The following is a 23886-nucleotide window of genomic DNA, read 5'->3' on the forward strand; positions in this document are numbered from 1 at the left end:
CCACCTCTCCCGCATCCTCTGGAAAAACTCACCTTCTCCTGGCTACCGCCTTCATTCAAGCGACCGACGCCCTTGCGCGGCGCACTTTGCTGCGGGTGCCGACCATCCATGTCGCTGTGGCTTCCTCGGCCAGATCCCGATAGGCGCGTTGCCGCAGCCGTAACACGTCGCGGGCGGCCAGCGCATCGGTCAGGACGCCGCCGTCGAAGGCCGTCCGGCTGTTGGTGCGGTTGATCCGGGCGATCATGCTCGGCCAGAAGGCTGACCGGATCCTCGGCGGGTTCATCGCCTTCCTGCACCTTGGCATTGCGCAATAACCCGGCATTCAACTGCTCCAGGCGCTTTGTCATGTCGCTGCGCTGAACCAGCGCTTCGGCAGGCTGCATGGTCATCGCCTCATATTCGGCGCGTGTGCAAGGCAGTTCCGCCGAGGGTGATTCTTCTACTGTCTGCTCTGTTCTGGCCACCCCATGCGTCAGTTTCGGACATAGCCCGTGACCGAGGTGTTTTGCCTGGGGCCGCGCATCGCTATGGTGATCCCACGCCAGTCCGAAGGAGCGCGTATGGCCCATTCCTTCACCGCAGGCACGCATTTCGCCGATGACCCGGTGCGGCGGTTCTTCGGCCGGCCCTTTGCATCGGCGGCGGCGATGGATGCCGCGATGATCGCGCGCGCCGGCGTGGTTGGGGTCGATGACGACCAGTGGATCGTCGGCGACTTCGCGGCCTGCGAAACCGAGGCCGGGCGCATGGCGGCGCAGGCGGCCTTTGCCGCGCTGCCGGGGCGCAAGCATCTGGTGCGCGGCAACCACGATCCCGACTGGCTGGTCCAAGCCCTGCCCTGGGCGTCGGTCCATGACCTGGTCGAGATCGGCATCGGCGAGCGGCGCTTTGTCCTTTGCCACTATCCGCTTCTTGCCTGGAATGGCGCGCGGGCGGGTGTGGTGCAGCTTTTCGGCCATGTCCACACTCGTTGGCGCGGGGCCGAGGGGCAGGTGAATGTCGGCGTCGATCAATGGGATTTCACGCCGGTCACCCCGGATCAGGTGGAACTGGAGGCGTTGATGCCGCCACCATCGGGCTTGCAGCGGATGGTGGGGGGCGAGGGATCGGGGAGGAGGTGAGCGGGGTCCGTGGGTCCGCGTGACGGATTTCCATGCAATCGCGATTGCCCGCTGGGAACCGCCACCACCGATCAGCGAAGGTGGCGGCGAAATTGGGCGAAAGAATGAATGCGTCAGCTACGGTTGTGAGCCAATCGGCCGGTGCGCTAACCTCTGCGCAGCCATGGTGTCAGCAGATATGTCGCAGTCTCGTCAACCACTTGCGGCATGAACCGCCATTCCACGTCGAAAGGTTCCTCGCGCCAGATGCCTAAGCTTTCGGCCGGCCAGTCCTGCAAATCGAAACCCTCGGGGCGCTCATAGGTGTTCGGCTCAAGGCGGATCGCCTTGAAACCGGCCAGGGAAAACAGCCGCAGCTTGTCCTGATATTCGCTCCATGCAAAAGATACTGCCGCCCCTCGCCGAACAGCAGCGCGGCGGTGCGGCGGGAGATGGCGAATGCGGTCTGGATATCGGTCAGCGAAACCCCTTCGGCCGAGTCCTGCATCATCAGCGCCAGCCGCAAAAGATCCTCGTGCCTTCCGAAACGCGCCATCGTTATCCTCGTCCCAGGGCAGAGTTGGCGGATCCGGGGCACGGTCAACGGTCAACGGCCAAAGCCGATGGCGCGGGGTGCCCCCGCCTTGGCCTCGACCTCGCGGGCAGGCTGGGCAAGGATCGCGCGGGGATCGGCTTCGTCCAGCGCGCGCATCCTGCGGGCGACATTGGCGAAACCTCCTGGGGTCAGGCGATCCAGCGCCAGCAGCCCCGTCGGCGACCCGGCCCCGAAATGCGCGGCCCAGGCCAGCGGCAGTTGCGCGGGCGCCAGCCAGTCGAAGCGGATGCGGAAGGTGAAGCGCCGCTGCGTTGCCGGGTCCAGCTTTTCAACGAAGCTCGTGGTGCAGACGAAAGGCACCCGTTTCCTGGACGACGGCCGGGGCTGCCTTAGCAACAATGCCGCCGAGCGGTCGCTGCGCGGCGTGGCTCTGGGCCGAAAGTCCTGGCTCTTCGCCGGCTCCGAACGCGGCGGGCGGCGCGCCACCGCCATGCGCTTCGTTGCGCGCTTGCAGACCGCGATCATGCTCCCGCCAGCCCGAGGCGTTTCTTCGTGGTGGTATTCCGAACAAAACCTTGATCGAGAGGCAGCTGTATGGTCGCCGCCGAGAACCTCTCGGGATGACCCGCCTTGCCGCTCGGGACCGCGAACCAGGCCATCTCAGGATCAAAGCACATCAGCACAAAGCCACGCCGCTTCAGGGACCGGCTGTAGCTGGAGCAGTTCGCCGTGCGGGAAACGGGGACAGATTTGCTCGTGAAGTTATCTTAATACACTGATTAACAATCATGAATCCGTAAACCGATGTGGTGGCGCAACAAAGCCAGGGAAACCTGAACGCCAATAGACGATAACAGGCTGCTGACGCCCGGTTTCGCTGCCTGGAGGGAATGCGGCCTTGCCCTTCGGCGTCTGGGGTTATAGCGCAATTTCATCGCTGTCGTCTGGGGCGCGAAGCCTGAAGGCGGTCTGAAACCCGAGAGGTGGATCTTGGCAAAGTTCGACGAGGGCCTGGCCTTTCTCATGCCCGGCACGGCGCGGGGATTTCGGCCCGCCCCGCGAAGCACGGATATTGCGCCCGAATTTCGCGCCGCGCCCTGGCTGGGGGCCATCGTTGCCTCGGAGCACGAGGCCCATGCGTTGGACCTTTATCGCTTCGTGCGCGGCTATCGCGAATTCAAGACCGCGCGGAACTGCGTGCTGTTCAAGTCCTTTCCCGTGCTGGTCGAGAATTTCGAATATTACGGCAAGATCCCCATGGCACGCGAGCAGATCATCCTGTCGGGCGCCTCGGCGCTGCGGGTGCGCATGAAGCTGGCCAAGAAACTGGATGAGGGCGAGGTCGAGGCCGATCTGGGCGCGCGGCGGCAGGCCGATGGCACCGATCCTTTGCATCGCCGCGCCTTCCTGAAACCGCGTGATCTGGGTCTGCCTTTTCTGATCGAGTGCCGGAACTTCTTCAATTTCTACCATTTCACCACGGAATCGCTGATCTATCTGCAAATGTATCGCGATTACGGGCTGACTGGGCCGATCTGGCTGTTCACCTCAAGCCGGCGAGAGGGGAAGGCGTTCATCCGCAAGGCGGTGCGGGATTTCTATCCCGACCTTGCCGACCGGGTAGAGATGAAGGTGGGTAGCCTGTCGGTGCCGCGCGCGATCATTCCCTTCAACACGAACCATCTTTATCATCAGACCACGGCGGAGCGGTTTCCCGATATCGAGCTTGAGGCCGGCTTTGCCAGGATTGACACGCCTGGCGCGCTGCGCCCGGCCACGGTCGACAATTACAAGTTCATCTACAATAACAGCCGCGATGAATATATCGACCGGCACCGCGAGCAGGTGCTTGCGGGCCTGCCCAGCACCGAGCGGCGGCGGCTTTACGTCGGCCGCAGGCCCGGCGCGGGCAAGGATCGCCCGCTGCTGGGCGAAAAGGCGCTGGTCGCGATGCTGGCCCGCTACGGCTTTGCGCATGTCTACCTTGAGGACTATTCCCCCGGCCAGCAGGCGCAGCTTTGCCAGGATGCCGAGATCCTCGTCTCGGCCCATGGCGCGGGCTTCGCGAACATGACCTATGCCCGGCCCGGCGCCTGGTTCATCGAACTGAGCCATCTTCAGACCGCGCGGCACCGTTTCGGCGATTTCAACATGCATGCCTCGGTCTCGGGGGCGAGATATATGCATTTCTTCGCCGATCACGACACGCAGGCCGATGAGGTGCCCAGCATGGAAGAGGACGGCCATGCCGGCATCGCCATGTCCGCCTGGGCCATCGACCGGCTGGAAGGGCTGATCGCGATCATCGTCGATCCCGATGCCTATCGGGCGGCCAATCGGGGCATGGCTCAGGCGCTGAAGCGGCAGCGCCCCGAACAGGCCCTGGCGCTGCTGGCGGAAAAGCCGGCCTATGCGCAGGGCTGCGCCCGGATCTGCGCCTTGGCCGCCGATGCCGCGCTGGCGCAGGGCGATCCGCAGGTGGCGCTGGCGCATCTGGCCCAGGCGCTGCGGGTCGCGCCCTATCGCGCCGACCTGTGGGAGCGGCGCCATGACCTGGCGAAAAGCCTGGGCCGCGAGGCCGAGGCGCAGGACATCCATCGGATGATGAGCCTGTATCACCCCTTCCGCTTCATGCGCTGGACCCGCGACGGGCATGGCGTGGCGATGATCCAGGCGCCGAAATCGGCGGGCAAGGGCGGGGCGGAATAGGCGCGCCTTCAAACCCGATCATCCCGTCGATACCGTTTTCATGCGGTGCTTCGCCCGGTCCAGGATTGGATGCGGTGGCGGGTTATCGGCTGTCAGATTGGATCCGGGCTGTGATCGAGCGGCTTTTGCCAACGGGCGGGCGGGGATACGCGGCGTGGATGACCGGCGGCATGGTCCATGCCTTGTGGGCGACCGCCACCGGCAGAACTGCCCGTCCATCCTCGTCGCACGGGCTTTCGCCGCCCGAGGGAGGGGCGCGGGATTGCCACCCGATACGGCGGGCTCGCAAGGAAATTCGCCTTGGCGCTCGCGCTCGCGGCCATCATCACCTGCGGGGGATCCAGTCTCAAGTCCAGGGCTACGAACCGTTTTGCGGATGCTCCTGACGCCAGATGTCGGGGGTGACGCCCTCGGTCTCGCGAAAGACACGGATCAGGTGCGAGGCGTCGCAAAAGCCCGTCTCATCGGCGATGCGGGTCACGGTGCGGTCGGTACGTGCCAGCAGCATTCGTGCCTGTGCCAGGCGGATGCGAACCGAGGCGTCGGCGGGGGGAATGCCCAGATCGGCGCTGAAATGCCGCTCAAGCTTGCGCCGGCCCACGCCGAGGTCGCGCGCGATGCGGGCGATGGACAGGGGTGCGTGCAGGTTCTGCTGCATCGCCAGCAGGGCGCGGCGGACCAGGGGATCGCGGGCATTCAACTCCAGCGGCAGGCCGGGCTGGGGGCGGTCGCCCTCCATCGGCTCGTCGATCATCAGGATGGACAGTGCCTTGCGCGCGGCCGCACGGCCCAGATGGCGGTCCACCAGAAAGGCCGAGAGATGCGCCGCGCTGACCCCGCCCGAACAGGAAAGCCGGTCCCGGTCCACCACGAAGATCTGGTCCGAGACCGGGCGCATCCTTTCGAACTCGGCCAGGAAATCCTGGTGGTGGAACCAGCTTACACAGCAGCGATAGCCGCCCATCAGTCCCAGCCGGGCTAAGGCGAAGACCCCGGTGCAAAGCCCGCCAAGGCCGATCCGCGCCTGGGCCGCGCGGCCAAGAAATGCGGCCAGTTCCACGGGCAGGCCCTGGCCCGCGTCGATCAGCCCGCCGACGACGATGACGTAATCGAAGCGGCCGGGATCGCCCAGCCGCTCGTCCGGCTCGATCCGCATCCCGCATGAGGACTGGATCGGCGCCATGTCATGGGACAGCACCGCCCAGCGGCAGCGGATCGGACGCGAGCCGTCGCCGTCATCGGCGGCCAGCCGCAGCACGTCCACGAAGGTCGCGAAGGCCGAGAGCGTAAAGCGCGGCGCCAGCAGGAAACCGATGCGCAGACGCGGAACCTCGGTCACGCCGGGTGGAAAGGGTGGCTCGGTCATGACGCGAATCAACGATGGCTTGTGTCGCGATCATGACAGCAGTTGCGCCGCCGCGCCAGAGTGTCGCGCGGCCGAGTCCGGCCGCCCGCCGTCGGGTTTACAGCGGATGGTCGCCGCTGGCGTCGATCACCCGCGTGGGCAGGCCCAGATCGCCCAGCAGTTCCAGGAATGGCCGCGCGGGCAGATCCTCGACATTGGCCATGCGCTTCACGTCCCAGGTGCCGCGCGCGACCAGGATCGCCGCCGCGACCGGAGGCACGCCCGCCGTGTAGCTGATGCCCTGGCTGCCGACCTCGGTATAGGCGTCCTTGTGGTCGGCGACGTTGTAGATGAAGACCTCGCCCGGCTTGCCGTTCAGGCTGCCCTTGACCAGATCGCCGATGCAGGTCTTGCCGGTGTAGTCGGGGGCAAGGCTGGCCGGATCGGGCAGCACCGCCTTGACCAGTTTCAGCGGCACGACCTCGAGTCCCTCGGCGGTCTTCACGGGCTGTTCCGACAGCAGCCCGAGGTTCTGAAGCACGGTGAAGACGTTGATGTAATGCGCCCCGAAGCCCATCCAGAAGCGCACATCCGCCTGCTTATAGCGGGCCGAGAGGCTGTGCACCTCGTCATGGCCCGACAGATAGGCGGTCTGCTTGCCCACGACCGGCAGATCCCATTCCCGGCCCACCTCGAACATCCGGTTTTCCTGCCAGGCACCCCTCTGCCAGGAATAGACCGTGCCGGTGAATTCGCGGAAATTGATCTCGGGGTCGAAATTCGTGGCGAACCAGCGGCCGTGGCTGCCGGCATTGATGTCCACGATGTCGATGCTGTCGATCCTGTCGAAATATTCGTCCTCGGCCAGCCGGGCATAGGCGTTGACCACGCCCGGATCGAAGCCCGCGCCCAGGATCGCGGTCACGCCGGCCTTTTCGCAATCCTCGCGCCGCTTCCATTCGTAATTGCCATACCAGGGCGGGGTCTCACAGATCTTGGCGGGGTCTTCGTGGATGGCGGTGTCGATATAGGCCGCGCCCGTCTCGATGCAGCCTTGCAGCACGCTCATGTTCACGAAGGCCGAGCCTACGTTGATGACGATGCCGGCGTCGATCCCGCGGATCAGCGCGGCGACGGCGGCGCTGTCCATGGCGTCCAGCGGGTGGGCGGTGAAGTCGACCGGATGGCCCTTTGCGCGGATGCTCTCGATGATCTTGTCGGCCTTGGTCACGGTCCGGCTTGCGATATGCAGGCTGCCGAATTCCCGGGCGTTCTGCGCCACCTTATGCGCGACCACCTGCGCGACGCCGCCGGCACCGATGATGAGCACGTTCTTGGCCAATTCGATCTCCTTTTCGAGGGCTGGGAAGGGGGGACTGGTTTCGAAGGGGTCAGGACAGGCTGGACTTGTAATCGTCGTAACCGAACCGGCGGGCCTCGCGGATCGTTCCGTCTTCGTCCCGGATGGCGATGGCGGGCATGGCGACGCCGTTGAACCAGTTCTTCTTGACCATGGTATAGCCTGCGGCGTCCGCGATGCTGACGCGGTCGCCGACCTTCAGGGGTGCGGGAAAGCGCGCCTCGCCGAAGATGTCGCCCGCAAGGCAGGTCTTGCCCGCGATCTGATAGGGGTGATCGCCGTCCCGCGGCAGCTTCGCGGTCTCGCGATAGATCAGCAGGTCCAGCATATGCGCCTCGATGCTGCTGTCCACGATGGCCACATCCTTGCCGTTATGGATCAGGTCCAGGACGGTGACTTCCAGAGAGGTCGACCTGGTGATGCTGGCCTCGCCCGGTTCCAGGAAAAGCTGCACGCCGAATTTCCGCTGAAACGCCTTCAGCCGCGCCGCCAGACGGTCCAGCGGATAGCCGTCTCCGGTGAAGTGGATGCCGCCGCCCAGCGACACCCAGTCGAGCTTTTCCAGGAAGCCGCCGAACTCGGCCTCGATGCGCGACAGTTGCGCGTCGAACAGGTCGAAATCGCCATTCTCGCAATTGTAGTGGATCATCACCCCCGAGATGCGGTCCAGGGCCGCCTCAAGCCGGGGCAGATCCCATTCCCCCAGGCGCGAGAAGGGCCGGGCCGGGTCCGCCAGATCGAAGCCCGAGGTCGAGAAGCGTGGGTTCAGCCGCAGCCCCATGGTGACTTCGCGGCCCGCCGCGCGGTCCCCGAAGCGGTCTAGCTGGCCCAGGCTGTTGAAGATGATCTTGTCGGCGTAACCCAGCGCCTCGTCGATCTCGTGATCGGCCCAGGCGACGGAATAGGCATGGGTCTCGTCGCCGAACTCCTCATGGCCCAGGCGCAGCTCGTAAAGCGATGAGGAGGTGGTGCCGTCCATGAAGGGGCGCATGAAGTCGAAGGCCGACCAGGTGGCGAAGCATTTCAGCGCCAGCAGGCATTTCACGCCCGATTCCCGGCGCAGATGCTGGATCCGCTCCATGTTGACCCGCAGCTTGGCGAGGTCGATCAGGTAATAGGGCGTTTGCAGATCGGACATGGCGCGTATCCCGTGGCGGATCGGTCGGATGAAAGGGTCCATTTAGGGGCACCCCGTGGATTTCGCAAGGAAGGGTGACGCTGCCATGAGGGCCCGGACCGATGGCGGGCGGGCGGTGTTTCAGCCGGATTTTGCCGGCGGATTCGGCGGATTCGGCGCCGTGTCGCCTGTGCCGGAACAACCGGGTTGAACCGCCTCGGGCATCTGTCTAGCGGGGCGGTATGACAAAAAACGCACAAAACACACTCGATGCCCGCAAGATCGCCATCGCCGCCGTTCTGGCGCTTGCCGGCTTTGTTCACCCGGCCCTGGCCCAGGACGGCGCGGTCAAGCTAACCAGCACCGTGGTCGAGGATTCCGACGGCAACCGCTTTTTCATGCGCACCGGCGGGATTGCCCGCGACGATGTGACCTATGAGGGGCTGACTGCCGGGCAGACCTATACGCTGGTCGCGCAGCTTTACCACATCGGCGACAAGCAGGTGGTGGGCGCGCCGGCCTTTGCCGAACTGACGCCCGAGGCAGCCAGCGGCAAGACCAGCTTTCTGTTCCCGGTGCCGCAGAACCGCACCCGCTACAACATCGACTACGCCGTCTACCTGACGCTTTACGAAGGCAGGGTCGATGCGTCGAACCTGGCCGACGCCACGCCCGTCGCCCAGATCCGCGACACCGAAAGCGAGGCGGTCGTGTTGCAGGTCCACGCGATCCAGCGTGTCGCGGTGACCGCCAGGGACGCCGCGGACGGCGACCGGGCGCTTCCGGGCGCGGGCGGCAGGATCGTGGCCGAGGTGGCGTATGAAAACCTGGTCGAGGGCTATCCCTATACCCTGTGGGGCGAGCTGATGAAGACCAGCGGCCAGTCGACCGGCATCTATGCCAGCATCCCGGAATACAGGCCCGAGGGCAAGAACGGCACCGTGACCATGGAGTTCACCGTTCCCGAAGGCTTCGAGGGGGTCGCGCTGATGCCCTCGATCGGGCTTTACCACAAGAAGCGCGTGGCCATCGGCGACAACGGCATCCTGTCGATCCTGCCCGATGTGCCCAATCCGGTGATGATCGCCTCTGACCCGAACCTGAACGTCCCGGAAAAGACCATCGCCATCGGCACCCTGTTCGAGGATCTGCCCGAACAGTAGAAACGCCGCGCGGTCCCCGCCGGGGGCCGCGCCCTAGTCGTCCACGATCGACAGGATCTTGGGCAGGGCCGGGCAGGGCAGCAACTGGTTCTTGGCCACGTCCGCCAGGGTGTGGTTGTGCAGGAATACATAGACATGCGCCGAAAGGCTTTCCCACAAGCGGTTCGAGAGCGTCTGCGCCCGCGACCCCGAGATCCCGCCCGAGACCCCCGCGCCGACATGCATGGCGCTGACCGTCTCGTCGACGGCCTCCAGGATTTCGGCCACGCGGATGGTTTCGGGGGGCTTGGCCAGCCGGTAGCCGCCGCCTGGGCCGCGCACCGATTCCACCAGCCCGGCACGGCGCAGCCGCACGAAAAGCTGCTCCAGATAGGGCAGTGAGATGTCCTGACGCTTGGAAATCTCGGCCAGCGAGGTCAGGTCTTCGCCCTTGGCGATGGCCAGATCCACCAGCGCGACCATCGCATAGCGGCCCTTGGTCGAAAGTTTCATCGTGATCCCCTGCTTTCCGCGGCTCTTGGGCCGGCATTGACGCTGGAAGGGCTTCGGGCTAATTCCCAAGAGCCGTCCTTGGCTGCGTCTTGCCTGTGCCTGGCGGGCTTCCCAGATTGACGATCTAGAGCCGCGCCGTCACAGGGTCAAGGAACCCGAGTTTCAAAGGAAGCCCATGCCCGAACTGATTTTCCCCGGTCCCGAAGGTCGTCTTGAGGGGCGCTATCATGCGCAAGCCAATCCCGATGCGCCGATCGCCATCGTGCTGCACCCGCATCCGCAATATGGCGGGACGATGAACAACCGGGTCGTTTACAATTTGCATTATGCCTTCCACCGCATGGGTTTCACCGTGATGCGGTTCAACTTTCGCGGCGTGGGCCGCAGCCAGGGCGAGTTCGATCAGGGCATCGGGGAATTGTCGGACGCCGCCTCGGCGCTGGACTATTTGCAGGCGATGAACCCCAACAGCAAGCATTGCTGGGTCGCGGGCTTTTCCTTCGGCGCCTGGATCGGCATGCAGCTTCTGATGCGCCGCCCCGAGATCACCGGGTTCATCTCGGTCGCGCCGCCCGCGAACATGTATGATTTCAGCTTTCTGGCGCCTTGCCCAAGCTCGGGGCTGATCATCAACGGCACCGCCGACCGCGTGGCGCCCTCCAAGGACACCCATACGCTGGTGGGCAAGCTGCGCGAGCAGAAGGGCATCACCATCACCCATGAGGAAATCGAGGGCGCGGATCATTTCTTCCGCGACGACGAGGTTCACATGAAGCCGATGATCGACACGGTGCAGACCTATGTTCGGCGCCGGCTGACCGAAAGTTCGCGCTGATCCGACGGGGCCGGCCCGTCCGGTCCCCCTTTCGCAAGGCCCGCCGATGAGTGACCTGACCGCCTGCTTCGCTTTCCTGAATGAGGCCGACCGGCTGAAATCCGTGGATCGCGCCAATGTGCTGATGGATTGCTCTCGTCCCGAGAACAGCGCCGAGCATAGCTGGCATGTCGCGCTTCATGCCCTGGTCTTCGGCGGCAGCGACCGCGCCATCGCCATGATCCTGCTGCATGATCTGGTCGAGATTGACGTGGGCGACCATCCGATCCATTTGCCCTATGATCTGCCCGCCGTGGCCGCCGCCGAAGCCGCCGCCGCGCGGCGCCTTTTCGGGCTGCTGCCCGAGGGTGGGGGCCTTCTGGACCTGTGGCTGGAGTTCGAGGCGGCCGAGACCCCGGATGCGCGCTTTGCCAAGCGCATGGATCACGTCCAGCCGCTGTTTCAGGTGCTGTCCTCGCCCCGGCCGCGGGCCGACCATCTGGCCGTGGTGCGCGACAATATGGCGCAGGGCCGCGTGGCGCGGTTGCGGCGCGAATGGCCCGAGGCGATGGCTGCCGCCGATGCGATGCTGGCGGGGCGCGCGGTTTCGGGTGCCCTGGCCGGGCCGCTGGCCTTCCTGGCCGAGGCCGACCGGCTGAAATCGGTCTATCGCGCCAGCACGCTTTGCGACGCCTCGCGCCGCGAAAACAGCGCCGAGCATAGCTGGCACCTGGCGCTTTACGCGCTGATCCTGCATGGCGCCGCCGTGCCGGGCGTCGACCTGGGCCGCGTCATCCGCATGCTGATCCTGCACGATCTGGTCGAGATCGACACCGGCGACGTGCCGATCCATTCTGCGAACGGCGCCGCCCATCACGGCGCCGCGCAGATGGCGGCCGAGGATGCGGCGGCGGATCGGCTGTTCGGCCTGCTGCCCGCGCCGCTGGGGCGCGATCTGCGTGCGCTTTGGGCAGAGTTCGAGGCGAACGAGACCCCGGACGCCATCTTTGCCAAGTCGCTGGACCGTGCGCAGCCGGTGATGCAGAATATCGCATCGGGCGGTGGAACCTGGATCGAATACGAGGTGAGCTATGCCCAGTTGGTCGAGCGCGTCGGCACCCGGATCGCGCGGGGCGCTCCGGCCTTGTGGACCTGGCTTGATGGCCGCGCGCAGGGCTGTTTCGCACGCTAGAACGGCGCGGCCTGCTATGCGCAATTTCGGTATGCGATTGCATACCGGGCTTTCCTAGAAGCTGTTTTGCCGCTATAGCGAGGCAGCCGAATCCTAATCGCCCAATCCTAACCAAAGGGACCACCCATGTCGAAGATCAAGGTAGAGAACCCCGTCGTCGAACTCGACGGCGACGAGATGACCCGGATCATCTGGGATTTCATCAAGCAGAAGCTGATCCTGCCCTATCTGGACGTGGACCTGAAATATTACGACCTGGGCATCGAGGAGCGTGATCGCACCAACGACCAGATCACCATCGACGCCGCCGAGGCGATCAAGCAATACGGCGTCGGCGTGAAATGCGCCACCATCACCCCCGACGAGGCCCGCGTCGAGGAGTTCGGCCTGAAGAAGATGTGGAAATCGCCCAACGGCACCATCCGCAACATCCTGGGCGGCGTCATCTTCCGCGAGCCGATCATCTGCAAGAACGTGCCGCGCCTGGTGCCGCATTGGACCAAGCCCGTGATCGTCGGCCGCCATGCCTTCGGCGACCAATACAAGGCCACCGATTTCCGTTTTCCGGGCAAGGGCAAGCTGACGATCAAGTTCGTCGGCGAGGATGGCGAGACCATCGAGCATGAGGTGTTCCAGGCCCCGTCCTCGGGCGTCGCGATGGCCATGTACAACCTGGACGATTCGATCCGCGATTTCGCCCGCGCCTCGATGAATTACGGGCTGAACCGGGGCTATCCGGTCTATCTGTCCACCAAGAACACCATCCTGAAAGCCTATGACGGCCGCTTCAAGGATCTGTTCCAGGAAGTGTTCGACGCCGAATTCGCCGATCAGTTCAAGAAGGCCGGCATCACCTATGAGCACCGCCTGATCGACGACATGGTGGCCTCGAACCTGAAATGGTCGGGTGGCTATGTCTGGGCCTGCAAGAACTATGACGGCGACGTGCAGTCCGATACCGTGGCGCAGGGCTTCGGCTCGCTGGGGCTGATGACCTCGGTGCTGATGACGCCCGATGGCAAGACCGTCGAGGCCGAGGCCGCGCATGGCACCGTGACCCGCCATTACCGCGAGCATCAGAAGGGCAACCAGACCTCGACCAACTCGATCGCGTCGATCTTTGCCTGGACCGGCGGCCTGAAGCACCGCGCGAAGCTGGACGACAACGCGGCGCTGCTGAATTTCGCCCAGACCCTGGAAAAGGTCACCGTGCAGGCGGTCGAGGACGGTCACATGACCAAGGACCTGGCGCTGCTGGTCGGGCCGGACCAGAAATGGCTGACCACCATGGGTTACCTGGAAACGGTCGACCAATACCTGAACAAGGCTTTGGCCTGATCCTTTCGGATTGCAAAATGGCGAAGGGCTGGGGGATTCCCGGCCCTTTTCGCTTATAGCGCCGCCGCGTTCGGGTATTTGTGAAGCAAAGAAAGCCGCGATCCCGGCTTAACAGTCCTGCCGTGCTGGAGTATGGGGGGCAAAGCAAAACCCGGAGTGCCGCCATGAAAGCCGCCGTCATCACCTTTCCCGGATCGAATTGCGACCGCGACCTGGCCGTGGCGCTTGGCGGGGCGGGGGCCGACGTGGTCCGGGTCTGGCACAAGGACCAGGCGCTGCCCGAGGGCATCGATCTGGTGGCGGTGCCCGGAGGGTTCTCGTTCGGGGATTATCTGCGCTGCGGGGCGATCGCCGCGCATTCGCCGATCGCCGGCGCGGTTCGCGATCATGCCGCGAAGGGGGGCTATGTGCTGGGGATCTGCAACGGGTTTCAGGTCCTGACCGAGCTGGGCCTGCTGCCGGGCGCCCTGATGCGCAATGCCGGGCTGAAGTTCATCTGCCGAGAGGTGGCGTTGAAGGTAGCGAGCCAGGACAGCCCCTATACCGCCGGTTTCGCCAATGGCGAGGAGATCCGCCTGCCCGTCGCCCATCACGACGGCAATTATCAGATCGATGCCGAGGGGCTTGCCGCATTGCAGGACCAGGACCGCATCGCCTTTGCCTATGCGCCGGGAATCAATGGCTCGGTCGAGGATATCGCGGGCGTACTGTCAGAGAATCGCCGCGTCCTGGGGCTGATGCCGCATCCTGAACGCGCGGCCGACGCAACCCATGGCGGAACTCATGGCGCGCGACTATTTGCATCGTTGACTGGAAGCCTTATTAGCGCCTGAAAAGGCCGCGCAGGCTGCTTGAGTGCATGAAGGCCGGGCATTAGAGTAGGCCATCCCTGATCGGGATGCTTTCGCAGGACCGTGCCGGAGGATCATGCAGCGGGACGCCCCATCGACCGGACCAATGGAAAGCGGCAGGGCGGAGCGCGCGGGCCGTTGGGGCCTGCGCGTGGTCATCGCCGCGCTGTTGGTGTTGGCGGTGGGGGCGATCTGGTTCACCAATAGCTGGCTGTCGGCGCGGTTCTCGGAAAACGTGCGGGTGCGGACCGAGCTACGCTCGGCGCTTTATACCGGGAACCTGCTTTCGGAATTGCAGCGCACCTCGGTCGTGCCGCAATTGCTGGCGCGGGATCCGGCGCTGATCTCGGCCTTGTCGGGAAATGACTTCTCGGGGACTTCGGCGAGGCTGATCTCGGCCCAGAAGGAGATCGGGGCGTCCTCGATCCGGCTTCTGGACGCTTCGGGGCGGACGGTGGGATCGACGGATCGCAACTTGATCGGCACGAGCTATGTGCAGGAGCCGTTCTTTGTCGAGGCGCTGCGGGCGAAGGATACGGTGTTCACCGTGTCGCCGTCGCCGCAGGGGGCCTACGAGTTCGCCTATTCGCGGGCGGTGGTGGCGGATGGGCGGACCATGGGTGTGGTCGTCGTGGGCGCGGACCTGACGCGGCTGGTGCGGTCCTGGGCCGGGATCTCGGACGCGATCGCGGTCACGGACAGCGAAGGGCGGATCGTGCTTTCGACCGAGCCGCGCTGGCGGGGGCTGACCATGCCCGAGGCCCTGGCGGTGCGTTCCGCGCCCTCGGCCATCGCGCGGGCCTTTCAGGTGACGGCGGACTGGGCCTCGCCCCCGGCGGATGCCTATGTCGAGGGCAAGGCCGTGATGCAGGCCGAGACGCGCATCCCCTTCCGCGGCTGGAAGATGATCGCCTTTACCACCTATGATTCGGTGCGCGAGCGGGTGAACGCGGTCCTGGCCCTGGTGATCATGGGTTTCGCCATCCTGCTGGCGGCGGCCTTTTACCTGCTGTCGCGCCGGGCGCGCGTGGAATCGGCGGCCTATATGCGGGAATCGGCGGATCTGCGCGCCTTGAACCAGCGCCTGACCCGCGAGATCGCCGAGCGCGAGCGGGTGCAGCGCGAGTTGCGCGTGGCCGAGCAGACCGTGCAGCAATCGAGCAAGCTGGCCGCTCTGGGCGAGATGTCGGCGGGGGTCAGCCACGAGTTGAACCAGCCCCTGGCCGCGATGAAGACCTATCTGGCCGGCGCGCGGCTTTTGTTGCAGCGCGGCCGGGGCGAGGAGGCGCTGTCCAGCTTTCAGCGCATCGACGACCTGGTCGAGCGGATGGGCGCGATCACGCGGCAGTTGAAATCCTATGCCCGCAAGGGCGGCGAGGCGTTCGAGCCGGTCGATCTGCGCGCCGCGCTGTCGGGCGCGCTGATGATGATGGAGCCGCAGCTTCGCTCGCGCACGATCAAGTTGCAGCGCCAGGTGCCGCGCTATCCGGTGATGGTCTATTGCGACCGCATCCGGCTTGAGCAGGTGATCATCAACCTGCTGCGCAACGCCGTCGATGCGATCAAATCCGTGCGCGAGCCGAGGATCGAGATCACCGTCAGCTCCGGCTCTCACGCATTCTTGTCTGTCCGGGATAACGGTCCGGGCGTATCGGACCTGGAAAAGCTGTTCGAGCCCTTCTTTACCACGAAGAAGCCAGGCGAGGGGACGGGGTTGGGGCTGGCGATCTCGTCGGGGATCGCGGCGGATTTCGGTGGGCGCCTGACCGCGCATAACGCCGATGATGAAGGCGGCCGTGGGGCTGTGTTCGAGCTTGAGTTGCCATTGCATGACCCCGGCCGAGCGGCCGAGGCGCGCTTGGCGGCGGAATGAAGAAAGGTAGGCGCGCATGAGCCGCACGATGAAAATTGCAGTGGTTGACGATGAACCGGACATGCGGGAATCGATCAGCCAATGGCTGGCCCTGTCGGGCTTCGACGCCGAGACTTTCGCCAGCGCCGATGACGCGCTGAAGGTGGTCAATGCCGACTGGCCCGGCGTCATCATCTCGGACATCCGCATGCCGGGCATGGACGGGATGGCCTTCCTGAAGCGGCTGATGGGGATCGATTCGGGTCTGCCGGTGATCATGATCACCGGCCATGGCGACGTGCCGATGGCGGTCGAGGCGATGCGGATCGGGGCCATGGATTTCATGGAAAAGCCCTTCAACCCCGAGCGTCTGACGGAACTGGTCAAGAAGGCTGGCCAGGCGCGGCGGATGACCCTGGACAATCGTGCCTTGCGCCGCGACCTGAGCGAAGGCCAGCAGGTCATGTCCAAGCTGATCGGCGCCAGCCCGGTCATGGACAGGTTGCGCGAGGATATCCTGGATCTGGGCCAGGCCGATGGCCATGTGCTGATCGATGGCGAGACCGGCACCGGCAAGACGCTGGTGGCACATGCGCTGCACGCGGTGGGGCCGCGCGCCTCGAAGAAATTCGTGCCGATTTCTTGTGCCGCCTATCACGACGAGGTTTTGGCCGCGAAGCTTTTCGGCCCCGTCGAGACCGGCCTGCCCGCAGTCGAGGAGGCGCGGGGCGGGACGTTGTGCCTTGAGGATATCGAGGCGCTTTCGGACCCCTTGCAGGCCCGGCTTCTGGCCTTCATCGCCGAGCAGGGGACGCCGGCGGACACGCGCATCATCGCGATCTCGAACGCGCGGGGCGAGGGGCGGCGCGCCGAGGATTCGCTGCGCCCGGATCTGTTCTATCGCCTGACCGCGTTGAAGATCACCCTACCGCCGCTGCGTTCGCGCGGCGAGGATATCCTGGCGCTTTTCACCCGCATGACCGAACAGTTCAGCGAGGAATATGGCTGCGAGCCGCCGCAGGTCACCGCGCAAGAGGCCGCGCAGCTTCTGCAAGCCCCCTGGCCGGGCAACGTCCGGCAGTTGATCAATGTGGCCGAGCGGGCAGTCTTGCAGAACCGGCGCGGTTCGGGCTCGATCGCCTCGCTGCTGATGGCGGATGGCGAGGAGACGCAGGAGGCCACGACCACCGAGGGCAAGCCTCTGAAGGAATATGTCGAAAGCTTCGAGAAGATGCTGATCGACAATACCATGCGCCGCCACAAGGGCAGCATCGCCGCCGTCATGGACGAGCTGTGCCTGCCACGCCGGACGCTGAACGAAAAGATGGCAAAATACGGGCTGAGCCGGGGCGATTATCTTTGATCCCGCGACTTTTCGGGCCGTCGCTCGTTGAGGAAGCGCGGATTTGGGCGAAAAACCCATTGTAACCGCGCCGACTTCCCCGCTATCGTGAATCTCAAGGGGCGGCCCTGCAATCTTTGGTTGTTCGCCTCCATCAGTTTCGCAGCGCGCAAGTCTGCCGCGACACCCGAAAAGTGCCGGCTGCTCATCGCGCGGAAAATCAGCGCCCATGCCCCAAGGGGCCTCTGGGCAGTCGTATCGCCGCCCTAGCCGCCTGCGGTCGGGGCCAAGAAAGGTAAACAGACGCGATGGATCGCGCAGCGCAGCTTGATCGGAGACGGTGCCAGGGGGAAGCCCTTGGTGCCGCGATTGCTGTTGTCCGCGCGGTGCGTCGCGTTCCCCAAATGAACGGACGGACCCCGGCGCCGCGCTTGCGCGGGCTTGGCCGGCCGTTTGGAACACGGAAACATGTCAAAGAAAATGCTGATCGACGCCACGCATGCCGAGGAGACTCGGGTGGTCGTGGTCGATGGAACCAAAGTCGAGGAATTTGATTTCGAGACGGTCAACAAGCGGCAGCTTGCTGGCAATATTTATCTGGCCAAGGTCACGCGGGTCGAACCTTCGCTTCAGGCCGCCTTCGTTGATTACGGTGGCAATCGCCATGGCTTCTTGGCCTTTGCCGAGATCCATCCCGATTATTACCAGATCCCTGCCGCCGACCGGCAGGCGCTGATCGAGGAAGAGCGCCAGGCCGCCGCCGCCGAGGCGGATGAGGGCGAGCGTTCCAAGCGCAGCCCGCGCCGCCGCAAGCCCGCCAAGCCCGCCCAGGCCGAAACCGGCGATGCCGTGGTCTCGGAAGATATCGCGGGCATGGGGGTCGTCGACCCCTCGGAAGGCGGTGCGGATGCCGCTGAGACGTTCGGCGCAGCCCATGCCGCGCCGGTCGAGGCCGAGGATGAGGCGCAGGACGATGGTTTCGACGAGGCGCAGGACGCCGCCGCCGAGGATGACGGGATCGAATCCGTCGCCGAGGAGGATGTCGCCGAAGAAATCAGCGTGCCGAAAAAGCCGCGCGCGCGCCGCTACAAGATCCAGGAAGTGATCAAGGTCCGGCAGATCATGCTGGTCCAGGTCGTCAAGGAAGAGCGCGGCAACAAGGGTGCGGCGCTGACCACCTATCTGTCGTTGGCCGGCCGCTATTGCGTGCTGATGCCGAACACGGCGCGGGGCGGCGGCATCAGCCGCAAGATCACCAACGCCGCCGACCGCAAGAAGCTGAAGGAGATCGCATCCGAACTGGAGGTGCCGGAAGGCGCCGGCCTGATCATCCGCACCGCCGGCAGCCAGCGCACCCGGACCGAGATCCGCCGCGACTATGAATATCTGATGCGGCTGTGGGAGCAGATCCGTGAACTGACCTTCAAGTCCATCGCCCCGGCGCCTGTCTATGAAGAGGGTGACCTGATCAAGCGGACCATCCGCGACATCTACTCGAAGGAAATCGAGGAGGTCCTGGTCGAGGGTGAGCGGGGCTATCGCACCGCCAAGGACTTCATGAAGATGATCATGCCGTCCCATGCCAAGAACGTGAAGCATTACACCGACCAGATGCCGCTTTACGCGCGCTTCCAGGTGGAAAGCTATCTGGGCGGCATGTTCAACCCGGTCGTGCAACTGAAATCCGGCGGCTATATCGTCATCGGCGTGACCGAGGCACTGGTCGCCATCGACGTGAACTCGGGCCGGGCCACCAAGGAAGGCTCGATCGAGGACACCGCGCTGAAGACCAACCTTGAGGCCGCTGACGAGGTGGCCAGGCAGTTGCGTCTGCGCGACCTTGCCGGGCTGATCGTCATTGACTTCATCGACATGGAAGAGCGTCGGAACAACGCCGCCGTCGAGAAGCGGTTCAAGGACAAGCTGAAAACCGACCGGGCACGCATTCAGGTCGGCCGCATCTCGGGCTTTGGCCTGATGGAGATGTCGCGCCAGCGTCTGCGTCCCGGGATGCTGGAATCGACGACGCAGCCCTGCGCGCATTGCCACGGCACCGGCCTGATCCGCAGCGATGACAGCATGGCGCTGACCATCTTGCGCGCCATCGAGGAAGAAGGCACGCGCAAGCGTTCGCGCGAGGTGCTGGTCAAGGCGCCCATCGCGGTGGCCAACTTCCTGATGAACGCCAAGCGTGAGCATATCGCCGGGATCGAGGTGCGCTATGGCATGGCCGTGCGGGTCGAGGCGGATCCCTCGCTGATCTCGCCCGATTACGCCATCGAGAAGTTCAAGACCGCGACGCGGAACGTGCCCGAGGTGACCAGCCCCGTGGTTTCGGTCGATGCGCGGCTGATGGCCCAGATCGACGATGAAGGCCAGGATGCCGAGATCGAGGAGGATCTGGAAGAGGCCGAGGACATCATCGACGAAGCGGATGCCCCCGAGGATAAGGCCGAGGCGGTTGAGGTCGAGCATGGCGAGCATGGTGAAGGCAATGGCAAGCGCCGCCGCCGCCGTCGCCGCCGCCGGAACGGCCGCAATGGCGACGAAAACGATGCCGTCGAGGCGTCGGACGAGAGCGAGGACGAACCTGCCGAGGATGCTTCGGAGGAGGCTGCTTCGGACGAGGTTGAGGCCGTGGAAGCCGTGGCCGAAGCCGGCGGCGAGGAAGGCCGTTCGCGCCGCCGCCGCTCGCGCCGCCGCAAGCCGGCGGAAGAGGCTTCGACCGAACTTCCCGAGGTGGAGGTCGCCGAAACCGTCGAGCCGAGCAGTCTGCCCCTGGCCGACACTGCCGAGGAAACGCCCGAATCGGTCCAGGACGACGTGCCTCTTGCCGAGGCCGCGCCGGTCGATCTGTCGATGACGGAAGCCGCCGAGGTGCCTCCGCCCGAGGAGGTCGCGGCGGAGACGCCCGCGGACAACGCCTCGGACGAGGCGCTGGGGACGGAAGCGGCATTAGAGCCTGAGGAGGAGCCGGCGGCCCCTGAAACGGTATTCGAGCCGGTCCAGGAAGAGCTGCCCGAGCCCGCCATGGCCGAGGATGCCTCGGCCCGTCCCAAGCGCCGGGGCTGGTGGTCGGTCGGCTAAACCCGCCACATGACGGAACTTTGAGGGGCGCGGGACTTTCCCGCGCCTTTCTCATGCCGCAATCTTCGAGCATGTTCGGAATCGAGATCGCAGACGCCGCCTTTGTCCCCGCCGCCCTTGCCGCGCTGCTTGCGGGTGTGCTGTCGTTCCTGTCGCCCTGCGTGCTGCCGGTGGTGCCGCCTTACCTGGCCTATATGACCGGGGTAGGGGTCGGCAGCCTGCGCGCGGGCGAGCGCAGCGCCATCGTCCCGGCGCTGTTCTTCGTCCTGGGGCTTTCGACGGTCTTTCTTCTGATGGGCATGGCGGCTTCGGCTTTCGGGCGGATGTTCCTGCAATATCAGGACTGGCTGGCCAAAGGGGCCGGCCTGGTCGTCGTGATCATGGGCCTGCATTTCCTGCGGGTGATCCGTATCCCGTTGTTGGACAGCGAGGCGCGGCTGGATGCGGGCGACAAGGGAGGCTCGTCCTTTGGGGCCTATGTGCTGGGCCTGGCCTTCGCCTTCGGCTGGACGCCCTGCATTGGCCCGCAATTGGGCATGATCCTGTCCCTGGCCGCCACGGGCGCCGAAACCGGGCGCGGGGCCGCGCTGCTGGCGTTTTACGCCCTGGGCCTGGGCGTCCCTTTCCTGCTCTCGGCGGTTTTCATCAACCGCGCCATGGGGTTGATGAGCCGCATCAAGCCGCATCTGAAGTTGATCGAGCGGGCGATGGGCGCGCTTCTGATCGTCGTCGGGCTGGCGCTGGTGACGGGGGCCTTTCCGGTCTTCGCCTATTGGCTGCTTGAGACATTCCCCTGGCTGGCGCGGCTGGGCTAGGTCCAGCCGGGCTTGCGCTTTTCAAGGAAGGCCTGGATCCCCTCGGCGGTGTCGGGCAGCATCAGGTTCTCGCAGATGGTGGCGCCGGATGAGACATAAGCCTCGGCCAGACCCAGGTGGCGCTGGTGCTGAAAGGCGCGCTTGCCCATCTGCACCGCCGCGGGAAGCTTGGCCGCGATCTGCTGGGCAAGCTCCATCACTTTCTGGGACAGGGCCGGCGCGGGGGCGGTCCGGTTGATCAGGCCAAGTTCGCATGCGCGTGCGGCGTCGATGAAATCACCCGTCACCAGCAATTCGAAGGCGGCGCGGGGCGGGATCGCGCGGCTGAGCGCGACCATGGGGGTCGAGCAGAACAGCCCGATATTCACCCCATTGACGCCGAAGCGTGCGTCTTCGGCCGCGACCGCAAGGTCGCAACTGGCGACCAGTTGGCAGCCGGCGGCGGTGGCGATGCCCTGAACCTCGGCGATGACGGGCTGGGGCAGGGCGGGCAGTTTCAGCATCATCTCGGCGCAGCGCGAGAAAAGCCGCGAGAAGGCGGCGCGGCCTCCATCCTCGTCCTTCCGTGCGGCCTGGATCTCGCGCAGGTCATGGCCGGCGCAGAATGCCTTGCCTCGTGCGGCCAGGATAATGACATGGATGTCGCGATTGCCCGCCAGTTCGTCCAGCGCCGCGCCCAATTGCAGGATCATCGGCATCGAAAGCGCGTTGTGGTTCTGGGGGCTGTTCAGCTCCAGCCGGGCCACGGCGCCATGATCCTTCCGCTGGACCAGCGGCAGGGTGTGTTCGTCCTTCATCCTTGCCCCCTCCTCAGGCGATGCGGCGGCGGCACGAATGCCGATTGCCATTCCCTTGCCTTGCGGGCCAGTCTAGCCGGGGTGGGCCAGGGGAGGAAGCATGAGCTTGGCGATGAATCGCGAAGAGCTGAATGCCTTCATGCACCGTGCCTTTCCTCAGGTCGCGGGGCAGGTGATGGTCGAGAGCCTGGACCGGGATCGCCTGGTTGCGCGGCTTCGTGTTCAGGACCAGCATTTGCGACCGGGCGGCACGGTCAGCGGCCCGGCGATGTTCGCGCTTGCCGATGTGGCGATCTATCTGGCGATCCTGGCCCGCATCGGGGAGGTGGCGCTTGCGGTGACGACGAATGCATCGATCGATTTCATGCGCAAGCCTGTCTCTGGGTGTGATCTGCTGGCCGAATGCCGCATCCTGAAGCTGGGACGAGTGCTGGCCGTGGGTGAATGTCTGATCCGGTCCGAGGGGCAGGCCGAAGCCGTCGCCCGTTGTTCGATGACCTATTCGATTCCGCCAAAATCCCCCGAAAACCGGGCCTTGGCATGAGGTAATTAAATACCTATTTTGTAACAAATTGATATATATGAATTATTTGGCGATTGCGGGGCTTGATTCGCAAGAGGCTTTCGCCGATATACCGGCATCTCGAATTCACACCCCCAAAGGGACGACCGATGAAAACCTATACCGCGAAACCGGCGGAGATCGAGAAGAAATGGATCCTGATTGACGCCGAGGGCGTCGTTCTGGGCCGTCTTGCTTCGATCGTCGCGATGCGCCTGCGTGGCAAGCATAAGCCGACTTTCACCCCGCACATGGACATGGGCGACAATGTCATCATCATCAACGCCGACAAGGTGCAGATGACTGGCGACAAGCGCGATGCCAAGAAATACTACTGGCACACCGGCCATCCGGGCGGCATCAAGCACCGCACCGCGCGCCAGGTGCTGGAAGGCGCCCATCCCGAGCGCGTCGTGACCAAGGCGGTCGAGCGCATGATCTCGCGCAACAAGCTGGGCAAGAAGCAGATGACCAATCTGCGCGTCTATGCCGGTGCCGAGCACCCGCACGAGGCTCAGCAGCCCGAAGTTCTGGATGTCAAATCCATGAACGCCAAGAACACCCGGAGCGCATGATCATGGCCGAAGATCTGAAAACCCTCGACGACCTGAAATCGGTCGCTTCCGTCGCCGCCGCCGAAGCGCCCCTCCGCACCGCGCAGCGCGATGCTCAGGGCCGCGCCTATGCCACCGGCAAGCGCAAGGATGCGGTTGCCCGCGTCTGGGTGAAGCCCGGCTCGGGCAAGGTGACCGTGAACGGCAAGGATATGTCCGAATATTTCGCGCGTCCCGTGCTGCAAATGATCCTGCGCCAGCCTTTCGATGTGGCCGGCGTTGCCGGTCAGTATGACGTTTATGCCACTGTTGCTGGTGGTGGCCTCTCGGGTCAGGCTGGTGCGGTCAAGCATGGCATCTCGAAGGCGCTGCAACTGCATGAGCCGTCGCTGCGCCCTGCGCTGAAAGCCGCGGGCTTCCTGACCCGCGACTCGCGTGTTGTCGAACGGAAGAAATACGGCAAGGCGAAGGCGCGCCGGTCGTTCCAGTTCTCGAAGCGCTGATCCGCCTTTCATGCGAATGCAAAACGCGGTCCCCTTGGGGCCGCGTTTTTGCTTTTTCGGCCGCCGCGCCCGTCAAGCCACCTCGGAGCGAGTCGGAATCACGGGTGATTCACGCCCGGATCGCCGGAATCGGATTTCATAACTGCTGTCATCCCGCGCATCGGGCCCATGCCCTGCCCAAAATGGATACATAAAAATAACTAAATTTCAGTGTGTTGGCAAAAATCTTTTGTGTTTCCAGATTTTTCTTCTTGCAAGCCCCGTGCGCAAGCCGTAAACACCGCTTCACCGAACGACGGCAACGTTGTGAGGTTACGGGGCTGCGGCAGCGCGG

21 protein-coding genes and 3 pseudogenes are annotated in these 23886 nt (G+C 64.7%); 15 read left to right on the forward strand and 9 right to left on the reverse strand.

Annotation, left to right across the window (positions count from 1 at the left end):
* Positions 1-55: 55 nt before the first annotated feature.
* A pseudogene (locus QM682_RS11690) lies at positions 56-593 on the reverse strand (DIP1984 family protein).
* Here QM682_RS11690 and QM682_RS11695 point away from each other — a divergent pair.
* Positions 564-1124 carry a metallophosphoesterase gene (locus QM682_RS11695; protein WP_415129910.1) on the forward strand — a complete coding sequence of 187 codons (561 nt, stop codon included), beginning with the start codon at positions 564-566 and terminating at the stop codon, positions 1122-1124. The pseudogene QM682_RS11690 and the gene QM682_RS11695 overlap by 30 nt on opposite strands.
* Before the next feature lie 146 nt (positions 1125-1270).
* On the opposite strand, the gene QM682_RS11700 is transcribed toward QM682_RS11695, so the two are convergent.
* Positions 1271-1714 (reverse strand): hypothetical protein, encoded by a 444-nt coding sequence (locus QM682_RS11700; protein ID WP_415129912.1) that lies wholly within the window; start codon positions 1712-1714, stop codon positions 1271-1273.
* Positions 1711-2019: a hypothetical protein gene (locus tag QM682_RS11705; RefSeq protein WP_415129914.1), complete on the reverse strand. Its 309-nt coding sequence runs from the start codon at positions 2017-2019 to the stop codon at positions 1711-1713. The genes QM682_RS11700 and QM682_RS11705 overlap by 4 nt, the downstream gene beginning before the upstream one ends.
* Here QM682_RS11705 and QM682_RS11710 point away from each other — a divergent pair.
* Positions 2018-2152 (forward strand): annotated as a pseudogene (locus QM682_RS11710) (IS66 family transposase); the annotation flags it as partial. The gene QM682_RS11705 and the pseudogene QM682_RS11710 overlap by 2 nt on opposite strands.
* Positions 2153-2206: 54 nt before the next feature.
* Here the strand turns inward: QM682_RS11710 and QM682_RS11715 are convergent.
* Positions 2207-2360 (reverse strand): annotated as a pseudogene (locus QM682_RS11715) (transposase); the annotation flags it as partial.
* A gap of 289 nt (positions 2361-2649) precedes the next feature.
* Between QM682_RS11715 and QM682_RS11720 the strand changes: the two are divergent.
* Positions 2650-4368, forward strand: a complete 1719-nt coding sequence (locus QM682_RS11720) for a glycosyltransferase 61 family protein (protein WP_415129916.1) — start codon at positions 2650-2652, stop codon at positions 4366-4368.
* A gap of 358 nt (positions 4369-4726) precedes the next feature.
* Here QM682_RS11720 and QM682_RS11725 read toward each other — a convergent pair whose 3' ends face one another.
* The 3 genes from QM682_RS11725 to nspC all read right to left on the reverse strand — a co-directional run bounded on the left by QM682_RS11725 (position 4727) and on the right by nspC (position 8211).
* A complete protein-coding gene (locus QM682_RS11725; RefSeq protein ID WP_415129918.1) occupies positions 4727-5734 on the reverse strand; it encodes a GlxA family transcriptional regulator in 1008 nt (335 codons plus the stop codon).
* A 97-nt stretch (positions 5735-5831) separates the two neighbouring features.
* The gene (locus QM682_RS11730; RefSeq protein ID WP_415129920.1) at positions 5832-7055 is read right to left on the reverse strand and encodes a saccharopine dehydrogenase family protein; all 1224 of its coding nucleotides are present in this window, start codon (positions 7053-7055) and stop codon (positions 5832-5834) included.
* A 49-nt stretch (positions 7056-7104) separates the two neighbouring features.
* Positions 7105-8211, reverse strand: a complete 1107-nt coding sequence (nspC, locus tag QM682_RS11735) for a carboxynorspermidine decarboxylase (protein ID WP_415129922.1) — start codon at positions 8209-8211, stop codon at positions 7105-7107.
* 221 nt (positions 8212-8432) lie between these two features.
* Here nspC and QM682_RS11740 point away from each other — a divergent pair, with 221 nt between their 5' ends.
* Entirely contained in the window at positions 8433-9353 is a 921-nt protein-coding gene (locus tag QM682_RS11740) for a VaFE repeat-containing surface-anchored protein (RefSeq protein WP_415129924.1), read from the forward strand.
* Between the two features lie 33 nt (positions 9354-9386).
* Here QM682_RS11740 and QM682_RS11745 read toward each other — a convergent pair whose 3' ends face one another.
* Positions 9387-9845: an Rrf2 family transcriptional regulator gene (locus QM682_RS11745; protein ID WP_415129926.1), complete on the reverse strand. Its 459-nt coding sequence runs from the start codon at positions 9843-9845 to the stop codon at positions 9387-9389.
* 175 nt (positions 9846-10020) lie between these two features.
* Here QM682_RS11745 and QM682_RS11750 point away from each other — a divergent pair, with 175 nt between their 5' ends.
* The 8 genes from QM682_RS11750 (at position 10021) to QM682_RS11785 (ending at position 21136) form a co-directional block, all read left to right on the forward strand.
* Positions 10021-10680: an alpha/beta hydrolase gene (locus QM682_RS11750; RefSeq protein WP_415129928.1), complete on the forward strand. Its 660-nt coding sequence runs from the start codon at positions 10021-10023 to the stop codon at positions 10678-10680.
* 46 nt (positions 10681-10726) lie between these two features.
* Positions 10727-11851 carry an HD domain-containing protein gene (locus QM682_RS11755; RefSeq protein ID WP_415129930.1) on the forward strand — a complete coding sequence of 375 codons (1125 nt, stop codon included), beginning with the start codon at positions 10727-10729 and terminating at the stop codon, positions 11849-11851.
* 126 nt (positions 11852-11977) lie between these two features.
* Positions 11978-13189, forward strand: a complete 1212-nt coding sequence (locus QM682_RS11760; protein WP_415129932.1) for an NADP-dependent isocitrate dehydrogenase — start codon at positions 11978-11980, stop codon at positions 13187-13189.
* A 164-nt stretch (positions 13190-13353) separates the two neighbouring features.
* Positions 13354-14022, forward strand: coding sequence for a phosphoribosylformylglycinamidine synthase subunit PurQ (purQ, locus tag QM682_RS11765; protein WP_415129934.1), 669 nt, complete (start codon positions 13354-13356; stop codon positions 14020-14022).
* Between the two features lie 94 nt (positions 14023-14116).
* Entirely contained in the window at positions 14117-15913 is a 1797-nt protein-coding gene (locus tag QM682_RS11770; protein WP_415129936.1) for a sensor histidine kinase, read from the forward strand.
* A 16-nt stretch (positions 15914-15929) separates the two neighbouring features.
* On the forward strand, positions 15930-17255 hold the full coding sequence (locus tag QM682_RS11775; protein ID WP_415129938.1) for a sigma-54-dependent transcriptional regulator: 1326 nt from the start codon (positions 15930-15932) through the stop codon (positions 17253-17255).
* A 447-nt stretch (positions 17256-17702) separates the two neighbouring features.
* Positions 17703-20321, forward strand: a complete 2619-nt coding sequence (locus QM682_RS11780) for an Rne/Rng family ribonuclease (protein ID WP_415129940.1) — start codon at positions 17703-17705, stop codon at positions 20319-20321.
* A 71-nt stretch (positions 20322-20392) separates the two neighbouring features.
* Positions 20393-21136: a cytochrome c biogenesis CcdA family protein gene (locus tag QM682_RS11785; RefSeq protein WP_415129942.1), complete on the forward strand. Its 744-nt coding sequence runs from the start codon at positions 20393-20395 to the stop codon at positions 21134-21136.
* On the opposite strand, the gene QM682_RS11790 is transcribed toward QM682_RS11785, so the two are convergent.
* Positions 21133-21933 (reverse strand): enoyl-CoA hydratase, encoded by an 801-nt coding sequence (locus QM682_RS11790; RefSeq protein WP_415129944.1) that lies wholly within the window; start codon positions 21931-21933, stop codon positions 21133-21135. The genes QM682_RS11785 and QM682_RS11790 overlap by 4 nt on opposite strands.
* A gap of 100 nt (positions 21934-22033) precedes the next feature.
* On the opposite strand from QM682_RS11790, the gene QM682_RS11795 reads away from it, so the two are divergent.
* From QM682_RS11795 to rpsI, 3 genes are all read left to right on the forward strand, one after another.
* Entirely contained in the window at positions 22034-22477 is a 444-nt protein-coding gene (locus QM682_RS11795; RefSeq protein WP_415129946.1) for a PaaI family thioesterase, read from the forward strand.
* A gap of 128 nt (positions 22478-22605) precedes the next feature.
* The gene (gene rplM, locus QM682_RS11800) at positions 22606-23070 is read left to right on the forward strand and encodes a 50S ribosomal protein L13 (RefSeq protein ID WP_415129948.1); all 465 of its coding nucleotides are present in this window, start codon (positions 22606-22608) and stop codon (positions 23068-23070) included.
* Positions 23071-23072: 2 nt separating this feature from the next.
* Entirely contained in the window at positions 23073-23552 is a 480-nt protein-coding gene (gene rpsI / locus QM682_RS11805; RefSeq protein WP_415129950.1) for a 30S ribosomal protein S9, read from the forward strand.
* Positions 23553-23886 lie beyond the last annotated feature (334 nt).

The organism is Paracoccus sp. (in: a-proteobacteria), assembly GCF_047605025.1.
GTDB lineage: Bacteria > Pseudomonadota > Alphaproteobacteria > Rhodobacterales > Rhodobacteraceae > Paracoccus.

Coding starts and splice junctions, on each gene's coding strand:
- QM682_RS11740 (WP_415129924.1), top strand. CDS start 8,433: ATGACAAAAAACGCACAAAACACACTCGATGCCCGCAAGATCGCCATC.
- QM682_RS11725 (WP_415129918.1), bottom strand. CDS start 5,734: ATGACCGAGCCACCCTTTCCACCCGGCGTGACCGAGGTTCCGCGTCTG.
- QM682_RS11785 (WP_415129942.1), top strand. CDS start 20,393: ATGTTCGGAATCGAGATCGCAGACGCCGCCTTTGTCCCCGCCGCCCTT.
- QM682_RS11790 (WP_415129944.1), bottom strand. CDS start 21,933: ATGAAGGACGAACACACCCTGCCGCTGGTCCAGCGGAAGGATCATGGC.
- QM682_RS11695 (WP_415129910.1), top strand. CDS start 564: ATGGCCCATTCCTTCACCGCAGGCACGCATTTCGCCGATGACCCGGTG.
- rplM (WP_415129948.1), top strand. CDS start 22,606: ATGAAAACCTATACCGCGAAACCGGCGGAGATCGAGAAGAAATGGATC.
- QM682_RS11780 (WP_415129940.1), top strand. CDS start 17,703: ATGTCAAAGAAAATGCTGATCGACGCCACGCATGCCGAGGAGACTCGG.
- nspC (WP_415129922.1), bottom strand. CDS start 8,211: ATGTCCGATCTGCAAACGCCCTATTACCTGATCGACCTCGCCAAGCTG.
- QM682_RS11755 (WP_415129930.1), top strand. CDS start 10,727: ATGAGTGACCTGACCGCCTGCTTCGCTTTCCTGAATGAGGCCGACCGG.
- QM682_RS11770 (WP_415129936.1), top strand. CDS start 14,117: ATGCAGCGGGACGCCCCATCGACCGGACCAATGGAAAGCGGCAGGGCG.
- QM682_RS11750 (WP_415129928.1), top strand. CDS start 10,021: ATGCCCGAACTGATTTTCCCCGGTCCCGAAGGTCGTCTTGAGGGGCGC.
- QM682_RS11775 (WP_415129938.1), top strand. CDS start 15,930: ATGAGCCGCACGATGAAAATTGCAGTGGTTGACGATGAACCGGACATG.
- rpsI (WP_415129950.1), top strand. CDS start 23,073: ATGGCCGAAGATCTGAAAACCCTCGACGACCTGAAATCGGTCGCTTCC.
- QM682_RS11745 (WP_415129926.1), bottom strand. CDS start 9,845: ATGAAACTTTCGACCAAGGGCCGCTATGCGATGGTCGCGCTGGTGGAT.
- QM682_RS11795 (WP_415129946.1), top strand. CDS start 22,034: ATGAGCTTGGCGATGAATCGCGAAGAGCTGAATGCCTTCATGCACCGT.
- QM682_RS11760 (WP_415129932.1), top strand. CDS start 11,978: ATGTCGAAGATCAAGGTAGAGAACCCCGTCGTCGAACTCGACGGCGAC.
- purQ (WP_415129934.1), top strand. CDS start 13,354: ATGAAAGCCGCCGTCATCACCTTTCCCGGATCGAATTGCGACCGCGAC.